Source organism: Streptomyces sp. NPDC093801 (genome assembly GCF_040701585.1).
Classification (GTDB): Bacteria; Actinomycetota; Actinomycetes; order Streptomycetales; family Streptomycetaceae; genus Streptomyces.
The window spans coordinates 89,034-110,474 of sequence record NZ_JBFBDP010000023.1 but is presented as its reverse complement, the minus strand read 5'-3'; the positions used below and the strand labels follow the sequence as shown (position 1 = coordinate 110,474).

Here is a 21,441-nt window from a genome sequence, read left to right as displayed (position 1 = left end):
TCATGCGCGGCTCAGGAATAGGTACTACGGCCTGTCAGCATCTCATCCGAGCCGGAAGCCGACGGCGGTACCTCGACGACGAAGAACAGGAAGCAGGGCCTGTTCGAAAGATCATCGAAGTCGTCGGGGAACAGCTCACGGGCGGCCGGGTCAGGCTGCGGCTCGCTGATGCCAGATAGGCGGAACCCAGCGGTGGTGAAGGCATCGGTCATCGCATGCAGCGGCTTGCGCCAGAACCTCATCGGCACGGACTGCCCGTTGAACGGCCAGTCGAAGGTATAGCTGGTGGTCGCGAAGTAGTCCGGCCGAGGGTCCTGGAACGTGTAGGCCACGAAAGGGTGCTCCACCGACGCGAGCAGCCGGCCCCCGGGCCTGAGCACTCGCCGCAACTCGGCAAGCGTCGGCCCCCAGTCCTCCAAGTAGTGCAGCAACAACGACGCGACCACGTCATCGAACGCACCATCGGCGAACGGCAGAGGGGCGCTCAGGTCGACCACGTGCAGGGCTACGTCATCACCGAGCCGCCGCCGGGCCAGCGCCAGCATCCCGGCGCTGACGTCAATGCCGGTGACGACCGCACCACAGTCGCGCAGTGCAGCGGACAGGGGACCCGAGCCGCAACCGGCGTCCAGGACCCGCCGGCCGGCCACGTCTCCGGCGAGGGCTAACATCGCAGGCCGCTCGTAGTACGCATTCACGAGGCTGTTCTCGTTCTCCGCCGAGTACGCCTCCGCGAAACTGTCGTAGTCGTTCACCTGGGCCAGACTTGCAGGCTGGTCGAAGCTCTCGGGCACGTCGGTTAAGCGTTCCATCGTTGCAGCCTAGTCGTCACATGATCCACCGGACAGGGCCAAGCTCCTCGCGGGCGCATCTGTCATGGGCGGATCAGGAACAGGTACTCAGCTTGTTCTTTAACCTCTTCGGCAGCTCAGCCAGCGGATCCGATCAGAGCTTCAGCGGTCCATAGGTGCCGTTCTCGAAGGTGAAGACGGTCGGCTCGGTGTCGTACTCCTCGCGGAAGTATCCGCCGTAGCCGGGTTCCTCGATGTGGGGTGCGAGCAGGTCGAGGATCGTGACGAGCTCGCCCATCTCGTCGTCGAGCCAGTAGTTGCGGCTGAACAGGCCCCACGCGTAGAGCTCGCGACGAGCCGCGAAACCGCGGGACTGACGCCGCAGGGTCGCGAAGTCTCCTCCTGGCAGGTGGCTGTCAGGGTCCGGGGCAAGGACTGGGTATGTGTGCTCGTCCGGGTCGAGCCCAGTCGGGCGCTCAGTGGTCATTCCGAGGTGCCATCGCAGGGTGTTCAGGACCGTGTCGGGGGTGCCGCCTTGGAGAAAGCAGGTGAAGACGACTTCGAAATGGAGGCTCACAGGGCTGCATTCTGCCCGGCCCAGCCAACAGGCCCGGAACCGCTGCCTTACGGTCTATGGCGATCGCGTTCGGTCAGGGTCTCCGGGCGTCGGCCGGTCTTGCCCACGTCGTAGCGGAAGGCGGGCTGCTTGTTCTTCGAGCCGAGCGGCCGGCCAGGTCCTAGCCGTGATGGTTTCGGCGCATGGGCCGGACAGGGCAAGGTCGGGCGGAGGTTCCTGAACCCTCGCCGGACCCGGGCCGGGGTGACTCTGTTCGGTTCCGCTGGCCGTTCCCAGGGTCGTCGGGCGTCCTCGGCGAGCGGCCGGGCGAGCCGTAGCTGGGTGTGCGCGACGATGATCAGCCACGTCCACCGGTCCGCCGCTGCAGGGGTGCGGCGCTTGGGCCGGGTCCATCCGAGCGTCTGCTTGATCATCCGGAACGTGTACTCCAGGTCGAAGCGCCGGAGGAACGCCTGCCAGCGCAGATCGACGTCGGCGCCGGTCATGCCGGTGGCGGAGGACCACAGCCAGAGCGGCAGCGGGTCTCCGCCGCCTGGCAGATGGTCGACTACCAGCCGGATCAGTGTCCCCTCGATGATGGGTAGTTTGCCGTCGTGGTCGATCCACGCGGAGCGGGTGGTGAGGCGGGGGTGGATACGATCCCAGGCCATCGCCTGGGCGGTGCCGTAGCGGTCGGTGACCTGGGCGGTCGCCGCGTCGGGTTCGCCCCAGGTCTCGGGCTTGGCGAAACGGAATTCCTTGCCGTGCTTCGGCGGTCGGCCGCCCTGGGGATAGCTGATCGTTTCAGAATGATTTGCGGCGCACGCCTTGCGCTCTGCGATCTTGGTCGACAGTGTGTCCGCGTGCGTGCAGATCTTGTTCCTGACGACCTGTGGGAGCGGGTCGCTCCACTGCTGCCGCCCGCTCCCGAACGACGCCGCCAGCACCCAGGGCGACTGCGCGTTCCGGATCGGGTGGCCCTTGCCGGCATCCTGTACGTGCTCCGAACCGGCATTGCCTGGCGCGACCTCCCTGCGAGCTTGGGCTGCTCCGGCGTGACAGCCTGGCGACGACTACGGGACTGGACCGACGCCGGTGTCTGGCCACGCCTGCATGCAGCCCTGCTGACCGAACTGCGTCGTGCGGACCTGTTGGACCTGGATGACTGTGCCGTGGACGGTTCCCACGTCCGGGCCCTAAAAGGGGGGACCACGTCGGCCCTTCACCCGTCGACCGCGCTCGTCCGGGCTCCAAGCACCATCTGATCGTCGACCGCCATGGAACCCCGCTCGCGGTCACGCTCACCGGCGGGAACCGCCACGACGTCACCCAACTTCTGCCGCTGGTGGACGCCGTCCCGCCGATCCGCGGCCGGCAGGGACGACCCCGCCGCAGGCCCCGACGTCTGTACGCCGACCGGGGCTACGACTTCGACAAGTACCGCCGGTTGCTGTGGAAGCGCGGCATCAAGCCGCTGATCGCCCGCCGGGGCGTCGCCCACGGCTCAGGTCTTGGCCGTACCCGCTGGGTGGTGGAACGCACGTTTGCCTGGCTCCACCAGTTCAAGCGCCTTCGGATCCGCTACGAGCATCTGGCCGACCTACACCAGGGCCTGCTCCAACTCGCCTGCAGCATCATCCGCCTGCGGCGGCTGCGGATGGCATGAGCCCCTGGTGGCCCGGAACCGGCTATGCGGAGTCCGATCTCCGCTTCTGCTAGCCTCGTATCCGGAATCAAATCTCCGCTTACGTGTTCCGCTGGAGCCCACACCCATGCCCAGAACAAGCACCCGCCCCCACTACAACCTCACCTTCGCCGTGCTGTTGCTCGGCGTCGGCGCGTTCTCGCTGCTGCAGTCGCTCGTGGTCCCGGTCCTGCCGACCCTGATGCAGCACCTGCACACCACCCAGGGCACCGCGACCTGGCTGATGACCGGCTACCTGCTGTCCGCCTCCGTGGCCACCCCGATCCTGGCCCGGATCGGCGACAAGGTCGGCAAGGAGCGGATGCTGATCGTCACACTTGTCGTCCTCGCGGCCGGGTCCGCACTGGCCGGCGCCTCCCACTCCGTCGGCCTGATGATCGTCGCGCGGGCCATCCAGGGCACCGGCGGCGCCGTGGTGCCGCTGGCGTTCGGCATCATCCGCGACGAGTTCCCGCCCGCCAAGGTCCGCAGCGCCGTCGGCATCACGGCCGCGCTGACCGCCGTCGGCGCCGGACTCGGCCTGATCCTGGCCGGACCGATCGTCGACCACCTGGACTACCACTGGCTGTTCTGGGCGCCGATGATCCTCATCTGCGCCGCCGCGATCGCCACCTACCTGTTCGTCCCCGAGTCCCCGGTGCGCGTCCCCGGCCGGATCGACTGGCGCGCCGGGCTGCTGCTCTCCGTCTGGCTGGTGGCCCTGCTGCTCGCCGTCAGCGAGGGGCAGAAGTGGGGCTGGGGCTCCCTGCGGATCATGGGCCTGTTCGCCGCCGCAGTGGTCTTCGCCGCCTACTGGATCGTGACCGAGCTGCGCTCGGACAACCCACTGATCGACATGCGCGTGATGCGCATCCCGGCCGTCTGGACCACCAACCTGGTCGCGCTGCTCTTCGGCATCGGGATGTACACCTCGATGACCTTCCTGCCGCAGCTGGTCCAGACCCCGAAGCACCTCGCCGGCTACGGCTTCACCGCGAGCGTCACGCAGTCCGGGGTCTACATGCTGCCGATGACCGGCGGCATGTTCGCCCTCGGTGTGCTGGCCGGCAAGCTCGCCAGCCGCTACGGCTCCAAGCGCGTGCTGATCGCCGGCAGCCTGATCACCATCGCCCCGTTCGCGATGCTCGCCCTGCAGCACGACCACGCCTGGCAGATCTACGCCGCCTCGGCCCTGATCGGCGTGGGCCTCGGCCTGGCGTTCTCCGCGATGTCCGCCATCGTCGTCGAGGCCGTTCCAGCAGAACAGACCGGCGCCGCCAGCGGCATGAACGCCAACATCCGCACCATCGGCGGCGCCATCGGCAGCGCCGTGGCCGCCAGTATCCTGTCCTCCGGGGTCACGGCCACCCACCCGTTCCCCCAGGACTCCGGCTACACCGGCACCTTCTGGTTCCTGACCGGCAGCGCCGTGCTCGCCGCCGCCGCGGCCTTCGCCATCCCGGCGGCCCGCCGCCGCCGGAGCGACCAGAATGTGGGATCGCCCCGGCTCACCATGGTGAACCGGTGACCGAGCGCAAGGACCTGACCCCGCGATGACCACCCCCCACCGGCCCGCACCCGCCAAACCCAAGGCCATGCGCCGCGACGCGGCACAGAACCGGGAGAAGCTGCTGCGGGCCGCGTGGGAGGTCTTCGCCGAACTCGGCCCCGACGCCGGCGTCGAAGAGATCGCAGCCCGCGCCGGAGTCGGCATGGGCACCCTCTACCGCCGCTTCCCCACCAAGGAATCCCTGCTCGCCGCCCTGAGCGACGAGATCCTCGACTCCATCCTCGACTGCTTCCGCCGCGCCGCCGAACAGCAGCCGGACGACCGAGCCCTGGAACAGGCACTCTGGGACACCGGCACGGTACTGGCCGTCCGCCACGGCTGGCTCACCCGCCTGTGGGCAGCCATCCCCCCGGAAGCCGACGAACGCCGAGCCGAACTCCTCGCCCTCGTCGACGACCTCCTCACCCGCGCCAAGCACACCGGCCGGGTCCGCGAAGAGATCACCCGCACCGACGTCTACGCCAGCCTCCTGGCACTTCGCGTCCTCATCGACGACACCGAAGGCCAGGTACCCGGCGTCTGGCGCCGCCACCTCGCCATCGTGCTGGCCGGCTTCCGCCCCGCCGCCGAACCCCTCGCCCACCCCGCGACCGACGACACCCTCATCCGCGCCAACACACCAACCCGCCACCCGAAATGACACACCACCACACCAAGCAACCCCAAAACGGGCCGCATTCATTCTGAAACGATCAGTAAGCCAAGGCGTACTCCAACTGCGTGGGTGTGGGCCTTCGCATGACGCGGTCCGAGCGCATCCGGCCCAGGATCTCGACGGGCAGCCCGCTGAGAAGGTAGGCCATGCGCGGGGCGTCGTAACCGGCGTCGAAGACGATGAGGATGTCCGGGTTGCCCTCGCACCACCGCCCGCCGGCGACCAGGTCCTCCACCACCCGGCGGACCTGGCGGGCGGTGAGGTCGGCGACGTCGTCCTCGGGGCCGAGTCGGATGGCGTCCAGCAGTTGGCACCAGGAGGTGCGGCCCGATTCGAGAGCGGCGACGAACGAGTACGGCCAGCCCGGGATCATCAGGTGCTGGTCCCGGCCGCGTCCGAAGGTGTGGCAGAACAGTCGGTCCGCGCTGCACTCGGCATCCGGCCGCAGCCAGTTGGTCACGTCCACGGCCAGGACGAGCCGCCCGTCGGCCGCCTTGGGCTGGGGCAGCGCGGCCAGGGTGCGTCGCAGCCCGTCGATGTCGATGCGGCCGTGGTTGAGGGCGTCGTACAGGGCGCCGTGCCCACGGCGGTGCTCGGCCAACAACGTCAGCTCCACCGGCGCCGTAACCGGCCCATCCGCACACAGCAGAGCGTCCACAAGCTCGAACAATTCGTCACGCCGTGTGGTCAGACACCCGAAGAAGTCCTCCCGGAAGTGTGACGCTTCAGCGAACGGCTCCCGCCGGACATCGTGGTGCAGCAGGCTCATTCCCCACGGCCTTCGTCGAGTTCAGGTGCGTCCTTGGTCGGAGCACATGATCAGACGAAGGCCGTTTCCACGTCCGGCAAACTCCCGGACGAGCGATCCCGTTCGGGGCATCGTTCGAGGTCAGACCATAAAGAACAAGCTGAGCCACCGCCGAGTACGGTGCGGCTGGACGACGGCATCGTGCTCGCCAGGCCGAAGCCAGCCGTTCCCAGTCAGCTCGCCATCGGCGACTGGCTCACCAACGACCAGCACGGTTGTCGGATCACCGACCTGCACCGGGGAGAAGGCGGCGGCCGGATCGTTCGTGTGGCCAGCCACCCGTTTTCCTTCTCGGCCGGTGACCCGTACACAGCCGTGAGGTCGAGGCTCCGGGGTCTCCACCTCTGGGCGAAGAGCGCGCGGGCTTATCGTGGTCATGCAACACCCATACGAAGTAGATGACGGCGCCCGGTCCGGGGCCGTCTTTGGAGGGGGATTCCACTGTGCTGCGCAAGCGCCTGGCCGGGCATGCCGTCGCTCTGTGCTCGACGGTCCTACTGACGTCGTGCTCCTCATCGCCGGTCCGCGTTGCCCCGGATCCCATAACCGATGCGAGCGACCAGGCGATGACCGCCTACCTGGCGTTCCGGGACGCAGAGCTCAAGATCTACTCAACCGGGTCCTTGGACGGCGTCGGCGACATCAAGACGATCGCCCGAGGCGAGGCCCTGAAGCACATTCAACGCAACATCGCGTACTTTCAGGGGGAAGGCCTCGTTATGAAGGGCCGCCCGGTTCTGTCGCCGAAGGTACAGTCCGTCGACCTAGACTCCGCCCCGCCCACGGCAAGGATCCGGGACTGCGAGGACTCGACGAACTATGTGAAGATCGACAAGTTCACGGGCGAGTTCAAATTCCCCGGCAACCCCCCCACCGTCGACCGCTACGTCGCGGAACGCGTGGACGGTCACTGGATAATCAGCGACCTGGCGAGCTACACGAACGAGAAGTGCTGAGCTTGCCCGCACCCCCGTACTTCGAGACCTTGGCGTGAAGGCTCCATTCGCACTCGGGGCAGCTGAGCAATCACCGGCTGTGCCGTGTCACCGTGCTCCCGGCACCAGGCCACCGGGTCCACCCCGCCGCAGTCAAACCGCCGGCACCCACAGTTCCCGCCCGGGGCCGCGTACGCCGTCCCGTGCCGGACCACCCCGCCGACCAGGCGCTCCGAGGCGGCACCCCGCAGGCGGGCCGGCCACTCCACCCTGATCCGCAGGCCGCCCGACCCCGAACGGAAGCGTTCGGTGAGACGGGCCTCGCCGAGCACCGCGAGCGGGCCGGTACCGGGCGCGGTCAGCCGGGACACCGTGGCCCCGGACGCTCCGGCCGCGAGTTCAGCCAAGGCGTCGGCGTCCTCGTCGCCAGCCCACGCCGACAAGCAGTCCGTGTCGGCCGCGTCCTCGGCCAGGGACAGCCACGGGTCATCAAGGCGGAAACTGCGCGCGGCGCCGTCGGCCCCGGCCACCACCAGAGATCCGACCGTCGGCCCGACAGGTACTTCGATCTTGTCGTGAGTGAGGAGCCAGGCCACGATCTGGCGGCCGTCGAACTGCGGGTGCACGTCCGTGCCGGCTACCGGGGCGGGGAAGTCGGGGTGGCGGCGGCGCCAGTTCACCACCGCGGCCCGGCCCACCCCCGCGATACGCGCCACCCCCGCCAACAACAACCGGTCCCCACCCGGGGGGACCGGTTCGAGCGCGGCGAGCGGGGAGCGCCGTCCCGCCGCGACCATGCGCACGGCCCGCCAGTCCACCGCAGGGTGGACCACCTCCAGGAGCGCGACGTCCTCGGCGGAGTACAGGGGAACCGTCGTCACCCCGCCCTGCCGCTTGTAGTCGATGTCCACGGAGCCGACCGGCGACAGCCACCCCAGGCGCCCGGTGATCAAATCGAAGTCCGTACGACGAACCCCGAGCCGGCGCGCGGCCTGGTCCGGGCCGAGGGGCACGTGCCGGTCGAGGAGGGCGGGCAGGTCCCGGCGGCGGGCCAGGGCGGCCACCTGGTCCGGGTGGACGTCGGGGAACTCGGCCTCGCCGCCGAGGTAGACCAGCAGGCCGGCCTTCACCAGGTGGCCGATCGCCGAGGCGGTCACCCTCGGCCGCAGGATCGGCAGCGGCACCCCCAGGGCCTCGGTCAGACGGTCCGCCGCCGCCCCGGCCCCGATCGGGCCCCGCAGGGCCGCGCGGACGGCCTCGGGGTCGCAGGCCTCCATCACCGCCCGCGACCACCGGCCCGGCCCCGCGTCCGCCGGCGGGACCAGGCGCGAACCCGTCGCCCAGCGCCAGGCCGCCACCGACACCTTCAGCCGGCCCGCCGCCTCGTACTCGTCGTAGACCTCACGCCGCACACCCATGCCGAAACACACCCCAATCACACACCGGGCGGCCCGACCACCGGACCGTGCGGCAAACCATGACTAACTGCATGAAAAGTTGTCAAGAGCATTGAATTCGGCGTGAGTTGGACACCCACCGCACAAGTCGCCTACGCGTACGCGAGGCCCGCACATCACCCGGCCGGGTGAACCACAGCGGCATCGGCCAGCCGGCGGGGGCGCCGTCGCGCAGTGGCACTCCCGGCGTCCCGGCCGGCCCTCGGGAGGGCCGGCCAGGGCGCCCTTGCGCGGCTAGCTGCGCGGGCGGCCGCCCCGGCCCCGGCGGAGCTGGAGGGCGACGCGCACGACCGCCGCCAGAACCCCCACCGCAGCCGCCGCCTCCCACCCCGGCGCCCACTCCGACAACGCGGCCTCGACCGCCTCGGCAGCGAGCACCTTGACCAGCCCGGCCGCCAGGCGGCGGCCGGCCGACGGGCTACGGCGCGGGGCCGACTCCCCCGACGAAGGCCCTGCCAGCGCGCGCCCCGACTCCTCGCCAGCCGGCTCCCCACCCATTTCAGACATGCCCATGACAGCCTCCGGCCGGAGGTGCGATCCACACTCTGGAACGCGCAGGGGTTAACCTCGCAAGCTTGAGAAATCAGCAGGTCAGAGCACATGGAGGAAGATTTCGCGCACGCGCTACACCACCGGCCCCTTAGCCCCGCAACCCCCGCCGATGTGACCTGCGACACGGCCGCGCGTGTGACTGAGCACGATAGATGGCCTGGATAGACAACTCCGATGCTCAGATGCAAGGGCATCGTCTAACGTCGCGCCGTGACGATGATCTACGTACTGGATGGCAGGCGGATCCACTCGCTGGAGGACTTCTGGCTGGTCATGGGGGAGGCGGTCAACGGCCCCGGCGGCTACTTCGGACGGAACCTCGACGCCTTCAACGACTGCCTGAGGGGCGGATTCGGCACACCGGACAACGATGACTTCGCAGTCGAGTGGCACGACCATGTTTACTCCCAGCAGGCCCTCGGGTATGCGGAGACAGCCCGCCAACTGGAGATCCGCCTGGGGCGCTGCCACCACACGAACCGCTCCCACGTGGCCAGGGAGCTCGCCGCGGCGCGGGCCGGCGAGGGCCTGACGGTCTTCGACTGGCTGGTGGAGATCCTCGACCGGCAGGTGCCCGGCGCTCTAAAGCTGCGCTGATCCCTTCACGCCGATGGTTGGCCAGTCTGACCAACCCGGTACGCAGCCACTAATCAGTGGAACCAAACGACAAGGCGCACGTTCTCAGCCCCGTGGACCTCACTGAGGATGCGCATGACGCTCCAGACCCGGCCCCAGTCGGTGTCGATCCCTGCGGCTGAGGCGCGGGTTCGTGTGCCTGAGGCGTCAGTCTCCTGCCAGTCCGTGGTGTCCAGCTCAGCCCAGGTCAGCCAGGTGGTCCCGTGCACATCGTGGGGGCCGCCGTAGCCGGCGAACTCGCCTCGCAGCCCATCCGAGGCGTCGTCCGGGAAGCCACGGTCCTCCGCCACGGGACGGAAGCCGAAGGAGTTTCGGACTCCGAAGAGGCAGGCCAGGCCGTCGTAGGCGTTGCCCCTGTTAAGGAGGAAGAGATCGATGCCGACCTCCCATACGGAGTCCTCGTCGTCGGGGCCCCATAGGCGGGCCCCTGGCCGGCATTCGATCATTCCGCTGACGTCGGTGGACATGTTTAGAGATCCTGCCTGCGCAGGCCGGAGCCAGCACCTCCTTTTCGCGCGCGTGCGTACCTGGCCCGGTCGAGGATCTGACGCAGCCGGATCCGTAGACGTCACACGGACGCCCCTCGCGCGGTTCCGGCCAACTACAACGCTCAGTGGCAACTACATGCTCAGTCGCAGACTCCGCGCGCGTAACGCCAGCATTTTCAGCTCAGCAGAGGATTGCCCTGGAGGTTCCCTTCCCCGCACGGCCACGGGCCCTCGGCCAGGGGGCCAAGCGGTGTACGGAAAACCATGACCTCATTGTTCAGGGAGATGGCGACGCTGCCTTCGCTCAGCAGTAGCGCACGACCAACGACCGCTCGGCTGTCGTCCATCGCGAACAGCTCGTGTCCGGCGAGGTCCGTGTCTACGGCGAGTAGCTTGCCGTCGCGCCAGAACACTGCGGTTCCGTCGCAGTCCATCGCGGGGTAGGACGTGTAGTAGCCCGTCAGCGCCGGACCGTCCACGAGGCTGTTGTCCGGTGCGAGACGCCGAAAACGTGATCTCGAAGGCAGACGATTTTCGAGCTCGGGGCCGCTGACGCTGCCATTCCTGTCGACGAGCATGGCCCCGTGGCTGGCCCAGCGCGCGGTTTCAGCGCCGTCCCGGCCGAAATGGCCGGTCGTGAACGCGCCATAGCCCTGCGATCCGATCAGGAACTGGCCAGGACCCGCTATCGCCTTTCGGCCCGTGGGGGCGGGAGAGGTGGCCGACACGGTCTCGCCGCTGTCCAGGTCGAGGAAGAACGTCCGCCCGATGCCGCCCCGTGTATCGGTCAAGCTCGCTGCGATCCGATCGGCCGATACGAGCAGCGGCTCCCAGTGGTCTACGCCGATCTCCTCCGGAATCCAAGGTCTCCGCGGCTGGGTCTCCCATCCGGTCCGGTCTCCCATTTTCACCACACCCGCGAACGACACCGCACCGAGGCCGATCTGCGTTGACCAAAGGCACTCGCCCTCTCGCGTGTACCGGGCCACGCGAGGCCCCGGTACAGATGTGGGCTGGCTTCGTTCCCCACGGACCAGGCGGGAAGCTCTGACCCAGGAAATGACGAACCCGTCGTCGAGGAGGACGAACGCCCCAATCTCCTCGTCGGGGCGGCACTCCGGGCGGACGCGGGGCCCAGAGGATCCGTCCGGCTGCACACCTTCCAGCAGCCGGCCGTCGCCATCTGGGTAGGCGACCCACAGCGTGCCCTCCGTGGACAGACGGGATTGCGGCATGCCCGTCCCGGGGTAGGTCCGCTGCCACGCCACCTTGCCTGAGAGGTCGACCCTCGTGATCACGGTCACCAGGGGATTCGCGCCGTAGCCGGTCACGGTCAACGGCCCGGAGGGATCGGAGGTGGCCACGGCCCAGACCTGGCCCGGCAGAGTGAAACGCGATGAGAGGGTCATACGTCCGCATCTTGCCGCATGCCCCCTTGCTCAACTGGACCTACTGGCAGGCTCAGTTGTGACTGAGTACGGGGGGTTATGGACAACTCCGACGCTCAGGGCTTCGGGACCCCTCCCCTATCGCCTTGGAGCTTCGGCGATGGCGATCTCGGCGACACGATGAAGGGCACTTTGGTACGCCTCAGCGTTGCCTGGCTGCATCTGCCAAGCGCGAAGCGGGTCGGCGGCCGGGTGAAGCGACCCTAGGGGGAATCCGAGGTAGCTGGCGGCGGAGCGGCGGGAGTAGCCAGTGACCATCTGGACAAGGCGGATCGGCGCGTCACGCAACAGTTGCCGCCTTGGTGCGTCGAGTTCGTCCAGCGGGGCAACCCAGTGCTCAGGCAAGACAATAGGGATGGTGCGGGGGTCAAGCCGACCCCGGTGGGTTGCGGGCTGAGGGAAAAGAGGGAGCGGGCCAGCTGCCGTCTGGGGGCTCCGGATGCTCCTGCCGATGACCGCGGTCATGGTGGATGAGCAGTGTGGGGCGTGCTGGCGGAGCCGGATATGGACGGTGCTGGTCGCGGGCAGGGCTGACAGGAGCCGCGCGAGAGTGTGGTAACCGCTCGGATCGTCGAGAATCGCCACCGTGAGGGCCATCAGGGCCGCCGCCGGAACAGGGTCGGCGGGCGGGTGTCCAAAGGTCCGTGCCACCCGTCCGTCCCCCAGGGCCGCCGTGCGCTCGGGGTGCGGGCGGCGAAGAGCGTCGATGTGGGCCGCGACCGCGTCCATCGACCCGGGATCCGCCAAGACCTCGCGGGCCACGGGCCAGCTGCCCCGGATGGCTGAGACGGTTGTGCGGACGTCGTTGAAGAAGCGCTGGGCTGACACCTGCTGCCCCAGGCTCGTCACCTCTTGATCGGTCCCGGCTGTGGCGGCTTCTGCCAGTCGGCGGTGTGCGTGCGTCATGGCAGGGGTGGGCCGCGGGGCCGGTCCGGTCCGCTGGTCGAGGGGCTGTCCGCAGGTGACGACTCGGCCGCCTCCCGTACGGTGGCGGCAGCGGGCGGGATCCAAGCGCAGCCCGGGGGCGGGGATGAGTTGTGTGGGCCGCCATCTTCCGTCCGAGCGGTAGCCGTTGGAGAAGGCTGGCGTTTGGCAGGCAGGGCACTGCCAGGCCAGAAGTCGGTTGTGCCGCTCGCAGAGGTAGGTGTGAGGGAGACGCCAGGAGCCCTGCCAGACGGGGCCGCCGGGGACATGGTTTGTCTCGGTCAGGCAGTCGGGGCAGTAGCGGCTGAAGGCGGTGAGCACCCAGCCGTCGTTCGCCATGCTGGTGGGGCTCTGGTGCCGCCCGGGGTCGTCGATGCGCAGCGCTGTGTAACCGGGGGCTTGCCCGGCGAGGGTGAGTGCGTGGACTTCGGCGGGGTGAAGGCGGCAGACGTCGGCGACCTGCTGGGCCTGGGCATCGTTGAGGCAGACCAGGTGGCGGGCGGGAAGGTTCGAGCCTGTGGTGAGGCCGCAGAGGTGGCCGACGTCCCGGGGAGCGACGGCGAGCCGGTGGGCGAGGCGTAGGAGATAGCCCGGCAGAACCTCGCCCGGTGCCGGGTCCAGGCTTCGGGGTAATGGTGCGGTCATGCGGTGGCCGGGGTGGGGCCTTGGTCATCGAATGCGCCATTGCGGCGTCGGCGAGGTCGGGAGGGGACCGCAGGGACCTCGCCCGCTTGAGCGTCGCGGCCAGTGACGCTGGTGAGGGTGATCGGCAGGCTGTCGAGGAGGGGTTCGGTCAGGCACTCGGTACCGCTGGTGATCGCTTCGGTGCAGCTGTCCTCTATGAGCCGTTCCAGCAGGCCGACGACACCGTTGGTCCGGGCGTAGAGGTACTCGGGCATCGTGCGGGTGGTGAGCATGCCGGGGCGGGCCTTGAGCAGGCGCAGGTGCTCCTCGACTCCGGCTAGGTGGGAGGTCCAGGCGGTGATCTGCTCGGGGGTGTCGTAGCGGAACCGGTCGAGTTCGACGAGGTCAAAACGGCGCGCGGTCTGGGTCGGCTCCCACCCATTGACGGGCCGTCGGCGGTGGTCGTTCACAGCTACCCCGGCGGCGGGACGGCCCTCGTCCATCAGGCCGGAGCCGGGGATGTCGACGCCGACCAGGACAAGGGTGACGTGCATGCTCATGAACGCCCGGATCAGGTCCAAGGTGTCCTGGTCGTCGGCGCGGTGCATCCGCAGCCGGGTGATGTCGTCGAGGATCAGCACCTTCGTGCCGTGATCGGTAAGCGAAGCCGCCACCTGGGCGACGAGCTCGGGTAGGTCCATCCCCTTCGTCAGGGCGCCGTAGAAGTCGAGGATCGCCTTGCACGTGCTCTTCGGTTTCGCGGTGACGGGCGTCTGGACGTAAGCAACCGGCACCCACGCATCTCGGGTACCGGGCACCGTCTCGGGATTCGTCCAATGCAGCTCCCGCCACGAGTCCTCGAAGGCTGCGGCGATCTCGCACACGGTCTCGGTCTTGCCCTGGTAGCCGCCACCGGACACCATCACCCCGGACCGGGTCGCCGGCCGAGCCTTGAACGCGTTCTGCCGGATCCGCGCCGACAACAGCCGGTCTACCGCGCGGCTCATGGGTGTGCCCAACAGCGGCAGGTTCGCGTGCGTGGCGGCCCGGGCCAGATCATGGGCAGCCTTCGCCGCTGGGGACAGAGCCCGCCACCGGGCCAGGGACATGCGCGGCGCGGGCGTGAAGTCATGCCTCGCAAGCCGCCATGCTCCCCACCCCGCCAGCGTGTCCCGCACCGGAATCTCGCCGATCACCCCTTCTCCTCTCTGCCCGCCGGGCCGCCTCCGGCGTCCCCGGTCAAGCGGCCGTCCTGACCGTCGTGTTCATCGTGGTCGGATCGAGGCCTGGCGATCGGGTAGAGGAGGCGGGAGCGTACGTCGTCGCGGAGTGCCCGGGCGGGCACCGGAGGTGTGTCTCCCGCGGCCGCGCGGCGGCGCCGGGCACGGTCGGCCGTGACCGCGTCGGCGACCTCCCGGCCCGGCGCAGCGCGTCGGACCGGAGCCAGCGGGGGCTGCTCGACGGGCCGGTCTGAGAGGGCGGCGCGGGCGCGGGCGAGTTCGCGGGCCCGGGTGGCTGCCTTCTTCCGCGCGTCGGGGCGGCCCGGCCAGGCTTCGACCGGGGTGACTGCGGCCAGCAGATCCAGCAGCACGGGCAGCAGTTCGGCGTCCGTACGGGGGCGCAGCCCAGCCCGAACCGCCTCCTTGAGGACCTCGCCCACCCGGGCGTCACCGAAGGCGGGCACCGTCTCCCCCTCGGGCAGGGCGTTCCACGGGAGCGTGTGCCAAGCGCCGTCGAGCTCGATGAACACCTGGCGGCAGTCCCGCGGGTCCCGGCGTACCGCCCACTTCCCCGTCTGCTGGCCACCCCGAGGCGCCGGGACGCCGCGGCAGGGGTCCAGGGCCGGGCTCCTCGCGCCGTACCAGAGGCCGCCGACCTTCACCCCGCGCCGGGGATCGACCTTCACGAAGTGCACCGGCAGCAGCTCGTAGTACAGCTGCGGCGGCGGGATCTCCAGGCTGATGCCGTCCCGCGCGGCCGCGGCCGCGAACAGCGTGTTCGGGCTGTGCCGGCCGGACGGGTCCCAGGCGGGGGCGTGCTGGTCGAGGCGGCGGTTCTGCCAGACCGCGACGATCCACGAGGCGAGCAGGTGCTCTATCTCCGCCACCGTCCACGCCGCATCTGCCTCCGGGTCGGCGCCACGGTCGGCGACATCGATGCCGCGCCAGCCCGGCACGAGTTCCAGCAGCAGCGACTGGATCGCGGCGAACGCCCGCTCGCACGCGGCCTTGTCCGTCGGCCGCATCGCGCGCGCCGGCAGCACGTCCACTCCGAGCGTGCGGGCGACCTCCACCAGGTGATGGTTCTTGAACGCGGCGCCGTGGTCGACGGTGATGGCCTCGGGCGTAAAGAACGGCAGCCCCGCCACCGGCCCGCCAGCCAGGTCGGCCACCAACGCTGCGGGCACCCCGGGGTAGGGCCAGGCCATGTCCTCACCCCAGCCCGGGCGCATCGGCAGCGGCGAGAGCACGTCCCGCAGCAGCATCGCCACCTCGATGGACGACTCCGCCACCGGCGTCAGCCGGAACGCCACGATCGAGTGCGTGTACGCGTCCAGCGCAATCGTCAGGTGCACAGTGATCGGGGTACCGAAAACGTCGTCGAGGACCTTCACCGGCAACGGTGTCGAGTCCAGCACCACCACCTGCCCCGGCCGCGACGCAACCACCAGCGCACCGGTCGGGGCAGGCACGGCGGCCGCGGAGCGTACGTACCGCTGGCGGGCACCTCCAGGGCCGAACCACTCCCGCCACACCCTCGCGAGCGTCGTCCGGTGTGGCACCCGCACCTCACGGCCGGGGAACACCTCCCGCACGTACTGGTGGACCAACCGCTCCCGCGACGCCATGCTGATCCGCGACCGGCGCAGACACTGCTCGTGAACCGCACGGATCGCCTCCTCCACCTCAGCCGTCACTGACGGATGGCCGCCGGCCTGGCGAGTCCACCGTCCGTCGGCCAGTCCAACCAGCCCGTACTCCCGGTAGCGGGCGGCCATCCGCTTCAGAGTGCGTTCGCTCACCGACTCCAGCCCGAGTCGCGCGGCTTCGGTTTCCGACAGCGCGCCGAGCTCGGTGACCTTCGCCCGTCGGCGTCCCCCGACGCTGGTCGTCGCCGGATTGAAAGCGGGCCGGGGCTCGTCCGACCGGGCCCAGCAGCGGCTGGCGCTGCGGAATCCGGTCTCGACCTCCATCACGTGCTCCAGCCGGACCCGGGCCCTGCCCAGATCATGCTCGGAAAGCTCCTCGACGAGCGGTCGGCGGTCACGCGCTCCGGCTGTCATGACGCCACCGGATAGATCCAAGTGCTGTCTTCGAGCGGCCTGACCAGGTCGAAGGCCAGGCGCCGCAGCCACAACAAGCGCAACAGATGGGATCGGGCTGGCACCGGCCACGGCGTCGCCTCGACCAGTTCCCCGAAACGCCGAGGGCCGACCGCCGCCGCGAGCAGCTGCTCCTCCAGGCGCATCGGATCCGTACACGGACGACGTACACGCGCCAGGGCCTCTACTGTGCCCGCGACGCCGTCCCGCCAGCCCGTCACCACCAGGTACCGCCAGCCGGCGGAAGCCGCGACGCGGCCGGTAGCGGCGAACACGGCGACGTCCGACTCCTTAACCAGATGGGCCGGGCGGACGTCGATCAGCAGCGTTGATCCCTCAGTGGCCACCAGGAAGTCCGGGACGTGCTCCCGTCGGTGGTCCGAGTCGAAGAACCGTAAGCTGAACGGCTGCGACAGCACTTCCCGGACCTGGCCACAGAAGTCCAGGACGGTCAACGCCCGGCGCTCGGCGAGGCTCTCGAAGCCGTGCCCGCGGCCTGTCGACTCCATAAACGCCAGACCAGGGCGATGCCGCTGCCCCGGGCGCCACGAGAACGATCGGACAGGCCGGGCACGCTCCCAGGGGAACGCGGCGAGTTCGCGCACGGGGCAGATGACCTCGGATCCGCCGACACTCCAGGTCACAGCCCAGCGCCCCGCCCAATCCGGTCTCGGGTCGGCGGCTTCCCCGCACGGAACTGTGTACAGCGCCGCCAGCTCATCGAAGCCACAGCAGTGAGACCACACGCACCCCGAACCATCATCAGGCATGCCACCAGGACACAGAACGGAACACCGCGAATCCGGCAGAACCTAGAAAACAGCCTGATCAGGATGATCCACCCGCTACCCTGCGGGCCAACCATTACGCTCAGGGGCCAACTAGCGTGCTCAAGGGCCAACTAGCGTGCTCAAGGGCCAACTATCCCGCTCAGTCACACCACACAGGTGAGACCGGCCGCGTCGCGGTCGCTCCGAAATTCAAACATGCGCTCTAATGAGAGTGACATCCTCCGCACCCCCGAGGGAGCCCTCGTGACCACCCCCGCGCCCGCCCCCACCCGCCCCAGACCGGCGACCTGGGCGCCCAGCCAGGCCGGCCCCTGCGCACGCTGCCATCGAACCTGTGCGCGATATGGAGCCCCGGCCAACCCCCTCTGCGAGACCTGCCGCGAGGAGCGACGGGCGCAGTACGGAACCTGAGATGGACCAGCACTCCCCCGGCGCCTCCCGCCTGGAGCAGCTGCGCTTCCTCGAACGCGTCCAGCTTCAGGACCTGCGGCGCACCCGGGACTGGATAGCCACCGAGGAGCGCCTGCTCGCCGCGCACGGCGACCGGAAGCCTGCGCCGACGCCGCCTGAGTGGCTGATCGAGCACGGGATCGGCACCGGCCGACCCGCCGTGCGCGTCCACACCGGCGGGTGCTGGGACACCCGCACCCGCTGCAAGGCGGCCACCGTAGACGCCGCCCGGCGGGCGCTCGCCGAGGGCGTGCCCGCGTGCCCGCAGTGCCGCCCGGACACCGCACTGGGCATGCTCGACTGAACGCCACCCCTCAGGGTGGAGGGATGAGCCCCGACCTGCGCGTGATCGTCTACCCGCCCGACGACCAGGCGGCCGCCGCGTCCGCGTGGACGGCGAAATCCTCGGCCGCGCCCTCGGCCCCGGCGACATCTTCGAGTTCCTGCGCCGGGCCGGCCTCGACCCCGACGACGTAGACCTGGCCGACGCGCTGCTCATCGAGTGGCGCGGGGGCGGCCCCGCCGTCTGGACCCCGGACACCGGACCGGAGTGGCCTGGAGACATACCTGTCCATCTGCCGAATCCAGGACAGGGAACGTCGCCACGTTGCATCGCTCGTTGCATCGCTCGCTCGCTCGTTGCATGGGTCGTTGCATGGGGACATGCATGGGTGAGTGTGTGGGTGAGTGCATGGGTGTATGTGCGTTTGTGCACACCACTCCCACACCGGAGGGCAGCCGCGTAAGCCGTAACTGTGCACCAACGAGCGGGGCCATGGCCGCTACGCGGGCGCCGCGAGGGCCGAAGGCCGGCTGTGCACGTGGTCGTGCAGCCCGATCTCGCCGAGGGTGGCGAGCATGTCGGCGAGCGGGCCCGCGAGGGCGGCCGCGGCCTGCGGATCCGGTCCTCTGAGGGCGGCCCACAGGGCGTGGGCATTGCGGGCCGCATGGAGGGTGCCGGTCTCCGGCCGCGTCCCGGCGGCGTGGCGGCGCAGCGTGGTGGTGATCAGCAGGTCGGCGGTGGCGGCGGGGTCGGTGCGCTGGCAGAGGGTGAGCCAGGCCGGGGCCGTGAGCCTCTCCAGGCGGTAGGCGAGCAGTACCGCTGCGAGGTCACCGGCGGTGTGCGCGGCCCGCGGGGCGGATTAGGGTGCTGTGCGGGCGGGGCGCGGGGCTCCATGGAGCGGAGGGATCGATCATGGCGGGCGTCAGCACGGGTCAGTTGGACCGGGATATGGCTCCTGACATGCGGGCCCGGGACCGGCGGCTGCGCGTGGTCGAGGTCGGCGACGCCCGCGCGCGGCTCGTGGTGGAGCACGACCTCAACGGACAGAGCGGGAAGACCACCCACACCAGCGTGGTGCGGCTCGCCTCCCGGGCCTTCGAACTCCTTGAGGACACGGTCGACGAAGACCCGTGCTACCTCGCCGTCCTGGCCGCGATCTCCGCCGTACATTGTCCGGACGCATCTCCTGCGGAATACGCGCGAGCCGCTCTGCGCGCCATCCGAGACACCGGCTCCCTCAGGTAGACCTCCCGCAAGCCCTCGGCGGCGATCCCCCGCACCCCAGCGATCCCGGCCTCCCGGACGCGGCCAGGACCGGCTTCGGGCGGGCGGGGAGGCCTGCGTCAACCAACATGCACGGTCGGGGTCAATTCTCCGAAAACACGGGCACTCGGTGACTACGCCGCGCAACATCGTCACGACCAGTATCACCGCCGACCGCAGCTCGGAGGAGAAGACCTCATGCTCAAGCAGATCCTGGACCAGTGGACAGCCAACCAGGAGCAGAAGCGTCGATGGCGTGAGGAGGACCGCACCGAGCGCAAGGCCAGTGAGCGGGCCGCCGCCGAAAAGGCGACCGCCGAGGCCGATGCGAAGGCCATGTCTGAATCCATGGCGAAGGTCGAGGCCGAGTCGAAGGCGCGAGAGACCGCCGACGCTCAGGCCGAGAAGGACGCCAAGACGGACCAGGTCATGCAGGTGATCGTCCGCGAGCTGGTCGACACCAAGCATGTGGCGGCCACCCTTTCGACGCTGCGGGTCACCTGCCACCAGGACACCGCCGACTCCCTGGCCCGGATCGCCTTCGCCTCCGGCAGCTGGACCGACCCCGCCCACCCCTGGCACGGCCGGGTCGCGTTGAACGAAGACGACACCGTGACCGTGGCTATCTCCGGCGTCCATCTGGTCCAGGTCATCGACGCGCTCTTCAACGTTGGCCACCCGTGGAGCTATCCCAAGTCGGCGGACACCAGTTTGGCCTGGTCGCTGTACCGGTTCCTGGGCGAGCAGGTGCGCCAGGTCGCGCGAGGCGGCGAAGGCAGTGAGATGCCGAGTGGCTCTGCCCACCTGAAGAACGACGCGCTTCGCGATGCGTCGGAGGGCACTCGGTGACCCCGCCAGCAGGGATCGACGCGGCGGCCGGGGCGCTGAAGTGGCATGGGGGCTGGCCGCGTCCGCGGCGGTAAGCACACGGCGATACAGGTCCGGGCAGCGAACGCTCTTGCGTAGCAACCCGTTCCCTTAGGGTGGGGCCTGGTCTGGGCCCCACCCCAGGGTGGGTTAGACCGCCATGAGGCGGAAGGCTCGCTCCATCACGTCGTCAGCGGTCCCCGTGATCACCCGCTCGGCCCTGGCCGCGCCCTTCAGTTCCGGGCTGGCCCCGCGGGCCGGAGCGACGTGGTTGGCGTACTCGGTGATCGCGTTGTAGCCCGCCCACGCCGTTCCCCGGATACCTGCCTGGGTGTCCGCGTTGTCGAAGAGGTTCCGGATGGTGTTCCAGCGGGTGAGCTGGTTGTTCTTCTTCCGGGTGCTGTCGCCGTTGGCGACAGGCCACAGCTGTTCCACGACCGACCGGAGCATGGGGGTGGTCATCTCCGCGTCCAGCATGCGCTGGGCGGCCTTCTCGAACTCCTCGGCGTACTTGAAGGTGAGTCCCAGAGCCTGGCGGGCCTGGGCAATGCGACCGCGGGCGCCGGAGGTGTGGCGGACCGTGTAGCTGCTCTTCGCGTTGCGGAGCCCGGCCCGCAGGGTGTTGGCGCACACCACCCTCACAGGGGTGACGACGATCCGGAACGCGCTGGAGCCGTCGTGGGAGTTGAACGCGGCGATGTAGAGGTCCACCTCGTCGCTCCGGCCGATCGTCATCGACTGCGGCAGCTTCATCGTCAGGAACACCTGACGGCCGCCACGCAGCGAACCCGCAGTCTCGAAGTGAGCCCCAGACTCGTCGACCAGGTAGTTCAGGAACTCCGCGTGCTCCTCGTTCTGGACCGGCACATAATCCGGGCCCACCACGCCGAGCGTCTCGGGGCGCCCGGTCTTCGGGTGGGTACGGACGCTCGCACGATGGTTCGGCACGTCCAGCAGCGTCGCGCCCTCGGCCGTCACCTCGGTCGCGTGCAGGCCGACGAGACGAACGTTCCAGCGGTCCAGCGCGGCCAGACGCATCGCGTCCTCAGCCGTCAGGGCCTCCGTCGTCACGGTGCCCAGCCGGTGCCAGGCGCTCTTCTGCGCGCTCACGAATGCCGCCGTACCGTCGCTGAACTGCTCAATCAGGTGCGCCATGGAACTCTCCTCATAGAGATGCATGTCCGGTCTCGGTCGACTGCCACCGCCGACCAACAAGACAACTATACCACAGATACATCACTAGCGTCTATCTCGGCATCGCACCATGCCGACGGTGTCGAGCTGGGCCCACCCAACTGTGCCCAGGGCAAGGGGCGTAGCGCCGTCGGCCTCACGTG

The 21,441-nt window shown here is 69.5% G+C and carries 21 protein-coding genes and 2 pseudogenes; 8 read left to right on the top strand and 15 right to left on the bottom strand.

The window, feature by feature from the left end; genetic code table 11:
* Nucleotides 1-11 precede the first annotated feature (11 nt).
* The 3 genes and pseudogenes from AB0469_RS26250 to AB0469_RS26240 all read right to left on the bottom strand — a co-directional run.
* Nucleotides 12-812 (bottom strand): class I SAM-dependent methyltransferase, encoded by an 801-nt coding sequence (locus tag AB0469_RS26250; protein ID WP_366453898.1) that lies wholly within the window; start codon nt 810-812, stop codon nt 12-14.
* 133 nt (nt 813-945) lie between these two features.
* Nucleotides 946-1,368: a hypothetical protein gene (locus AB0469_RS26245; RefSeq protein WP_366453897.1), complete on the bottom strand. Its 423-nt coding sequence runs from the start codon at nt 1,366-1,368 to the stop codon at nt 946-948.
* 47 nt (nt 1,369-1,415) lie between these two features.
* Nucleotides 1,416-2,147, bottom strand: a pseudogene (locus AB0469_RS26240) (transposase); the annotation flags it as partial.
* Nucleotides 2,148-2,210: 63 nt separating this feature from the next.
* Between AB0469_RS26240 and AB0469_RS26235 the strand changes: the two are divergent.
* From AB0469_RS26235 to AB0469_RS26225, 3 genes are all read left to right on the top strand, one after another.
* A protein-coding gene (locus AB0469_RS26235; protein ID WP_366453896.1) for an IS5 family transposase occupies nt 2,211-3,013 on the top strand; the annotation gives its coding sequence in 2 pieces (ribosomal slippage) (nt 2,211-2,550 and nt 2,550-3,013; 804 coding nt in all).
* A 106-nt stretch (nt 3,014-3,119) separates the two neighbouring features.
* The gene (locus AB0469_RS26230; RefSeq protein WP_366453895.1) at nt 3,120-4,559 is read left to right on the top strand and encodes an MFS transporter; all 1,440 of its coding nucleotides are present in this window, start codon (nt 3,120-3,122) and stop codon (nt 4,557-4,559) included.
* A gap of 25 nt (nt 4,560-4,584) precedes the next feature.
* Nucleotides 4,585-5,241, top strand: a complete 657-nt coding sequence (locus AB0469_RS26225) for a helix-turn-helix domain-containing protein (RefSeq protein ID WP_366453894.1) — start codon at nt 4,585-4,587, stop codon at nt 5,239-5,241.
* A 55-nt stretch (nt 5,242-5,296) separates the two neighbouring features.
* On the opposite strand, the pseudogene AB0469_RS26220 reads toward AB0469_RS26225, so the two are convergent.
* Both AB0469_RS26220 and AB0469_RS26215 read right to left on the bottom strand, forming a co-directional pair.
* Nucleotides 5,297-6,025 (bottom strand): annotated as a pseudogene (locus AB0469_RS26220) (transposase); the annotation flags it as partial.
* Nucleotides 6,026-6,145: 120 nt separating this feature from the next.
* Entirely contained in the window at nt 6,146-6,343 is a 198-nt protein-coding gene (locus AB0469_RS26215; RefSeq protein WP_366453893.1) for a hypothetical protein, read from the bottom strand.
* Nucleotides 6,344-6,630: 287 nt separating this feature from the next.
* Between AB0469_RS26215 and AB0469_RS26210 the strand changes: the two genes are divergently transcribed.
* Nucleotides 6,631-7,020, top strand: a complete 390-nt coding sequence (locus AB0469_RS26210) for a hypothetical protein (protein WP_366453892.1) — start codon at nt 6,631-6,633, stop codon at nt 7,018-7,020.
* Here AB0469_RS26210 and AB0469_RS26205 read toward each other — a convergent pair.
* Both AB0469_RS26205 and AB0469_RS26200 read right to left on the bottom strand, forming a co-directional pair.
* Nucleotides 6,999-8,417 (bottom strand): hypothetical protein, encoded by a 1,419-nt coding sequence (locus AB0469_RS26205; RefSeq protein ID WP_366453948.1) that lies wholly within the window; start codon nt 8,415-8,417, stop codon nt 6,999-7,001. The genes AB0469_RS26210 and AB0469_RS26205 overlap by 22 nt on opposite strands.
* 273 nt (nt 8,418-8,690) lie before the next feature.
* A complete protein-coding gene (locus tag AB0469_RS26200; RefSeq protein WP_366453891.1) occupies nt 8,691-8,969 on the bottom strand; it encodes a hypothetical protein in 279 nt (92 codons plus the stop codon).
* 249 nt (nt 8,970-9,218) lie between these two features.
* Between AB0469_RS26200 and AB0469_RS26195 the strand changes: the two genes are divergently transcribed.
* Complete coding sequence (locus tag AB0469_RS26195; RefSeq protein WP_366453890.1) at nt 9,219-9,605, top strand: barstar family protein; 387 nt, start codon at nt 9,219-9,221, stop codon at nt 9,603-9,605.
* Nucleotides 9,606-9,658: 53 nt separating this feature from the next.
* Here AB0469_RS26195 and AB0469_RS26190 read toward each other — a convergent pair whose 3' ends face one another.
* The 6 genes from AB0469_RS26190 to AB0469_RS26165 form a co-directional block, all read right to left on the bottom strand.
* A complete protein-coding gene (locus AB0469_RS26190; RefSeq protein ID WP_366453889.1) occupies nt 9,659-10,111 on the bottom strand; it encodes a hypothetical protein in 453 nt (150 codons plus the stop codon).
* Between the two features lie 197 nt (nt 10,112-10,308).
* Entirely contained in the window at nt 10,309-11,541 is a 1,233-nt protein-coding gene (locus AB0469_RS26185; protein ID WP_366453888.1) for a hypothetical protein, read from the bottom strand.
* A 117-nt stretch (nt 11,542-11,658) separates the two neighbouring features.
* Nucleotides 11,659-13,149, bottom strand: coding sequence for a TniQ family protein (locus AB0469_RS26180; protein WP_366453887.1), 1,491 nt, complete (start codon nt 13,147-13,149; stop codon nt 11,659-11,661).
* Nucleotides 13,146-14,324, bottom strand: coding sequence for a TniB family NTP-binding protein (locus AB0469_RS26175; protein WP_366453885.1), 1,179 nt, complete (start codon nt 14,322-14,324; stop codon nt 13,146-13,148). The genes AB0469_RS26180 and AB0469_RS26175 overlap by 4 nt, the downstream gene beginning before the upstream one ends.
* Nucleotides 14,321-16,411 (bottom strand): transposase, encoded by a 2,091-nt coding sequence (locus AB0469_RS26170; protein ID WP_366453884.1) that lies wholly within the window; start codon nt 16,409-16,411, stop codon nt 14,321-14,323. Before AB0469_RS26170 ends, AB0469_RS26175 begins: the two co-directional genes overlap by 4 nt.
* A complete protein-coding gene (locus AB0469_RS26165; RefSeq protein WP_366453883.1) occupies nt 16,408-17,055 on the bottom strand; it encodes a TnsA-like heteromeric transposase endonuclease subunit in 648 nt (215 codons plus the stop codon). The genes AB0469_RS26170 and AB0469_RS26165 overlap by 4 nt, the downstream gene beginning before the upstream one ends.
* A 598-nt stretch (nt 17,056-17,653) precedes the next feature.
* Here AB0469_RS26165 and AB0469_RS26160 point away from each other — a divergent pair.
* Nucleotides 17,654-17,995 carry a DUF6233 domain-containing protein gene (locus tag AB0469_RS26160; RefSeq protein ID WP_366453882.1) on the top strand — a complete coding sequence of 114 codons (342 nt, stop codon included), beginning with the start codon at nt 17,654-17,656 and terminating at the stop codon, nt 17,993-17,995.
* Nucleotides 17,996-18,044: 49 nt separating this feature from the next.
* On the opposite strand, the gene AB0469_RS26155 is transcribed toward AB0469_RS26160, so the two are convergent.
* Nucleotides 18,045-18,266, bottom strand: coding sequence for a hypothetical protein (locus AB0469_RS26155; RefSeq protein ID WP_366453881.1), 222 nt, complete (start codon nt 18,264-18,266; stop codon nt 18,045-18,047).
* Nucleotides 18,267-18,886: 620 nt separating this feature from the next.
* Between AB0469_RS26155 and AB0469_RS26150 the strand changes: the two genes are divergently transcribed.
* Complete coding sequence (locus tag AB0469_RS26150; RefSeq protein WP_366453880.1) at nt 18,887-19,219, top strand: DUF6354 family protein; 333 nt, start codon at nt 18,887-18,889, stop codon at nt 19,217-19,219.
* 216 nt (nt 19,220-19,435) lie between these two features.
* Complete coding sequence (locus AB0469_RS26145; protein ID WP_366453879.1) at nt 19,436-20,086, top strand: hypothetical protein; 651 nt, start codon at nt 19,436-19,438, stop codon at nt 20,084-20,086.
* Between the two features lie 168 nt (nt 20,087-20,254).
* On the opposite strand, the gene AB0469_RS26140 is transcribed toward AB0469_RS26145, so the two are convergent.
* Complete coding sequence (locus tag AB0469_RS26140; RefSeq protein ID WP_366453878.1) at nt 20,255-21,259, bottom strand: DUF932 domain-containing protein; 1,005 nt, start codon at nt 21,257-21,259, stop codon at nt 20,255-20,257.
* Nucleotides 21,260-21,441: the final 182 nt, after the last annotated feature.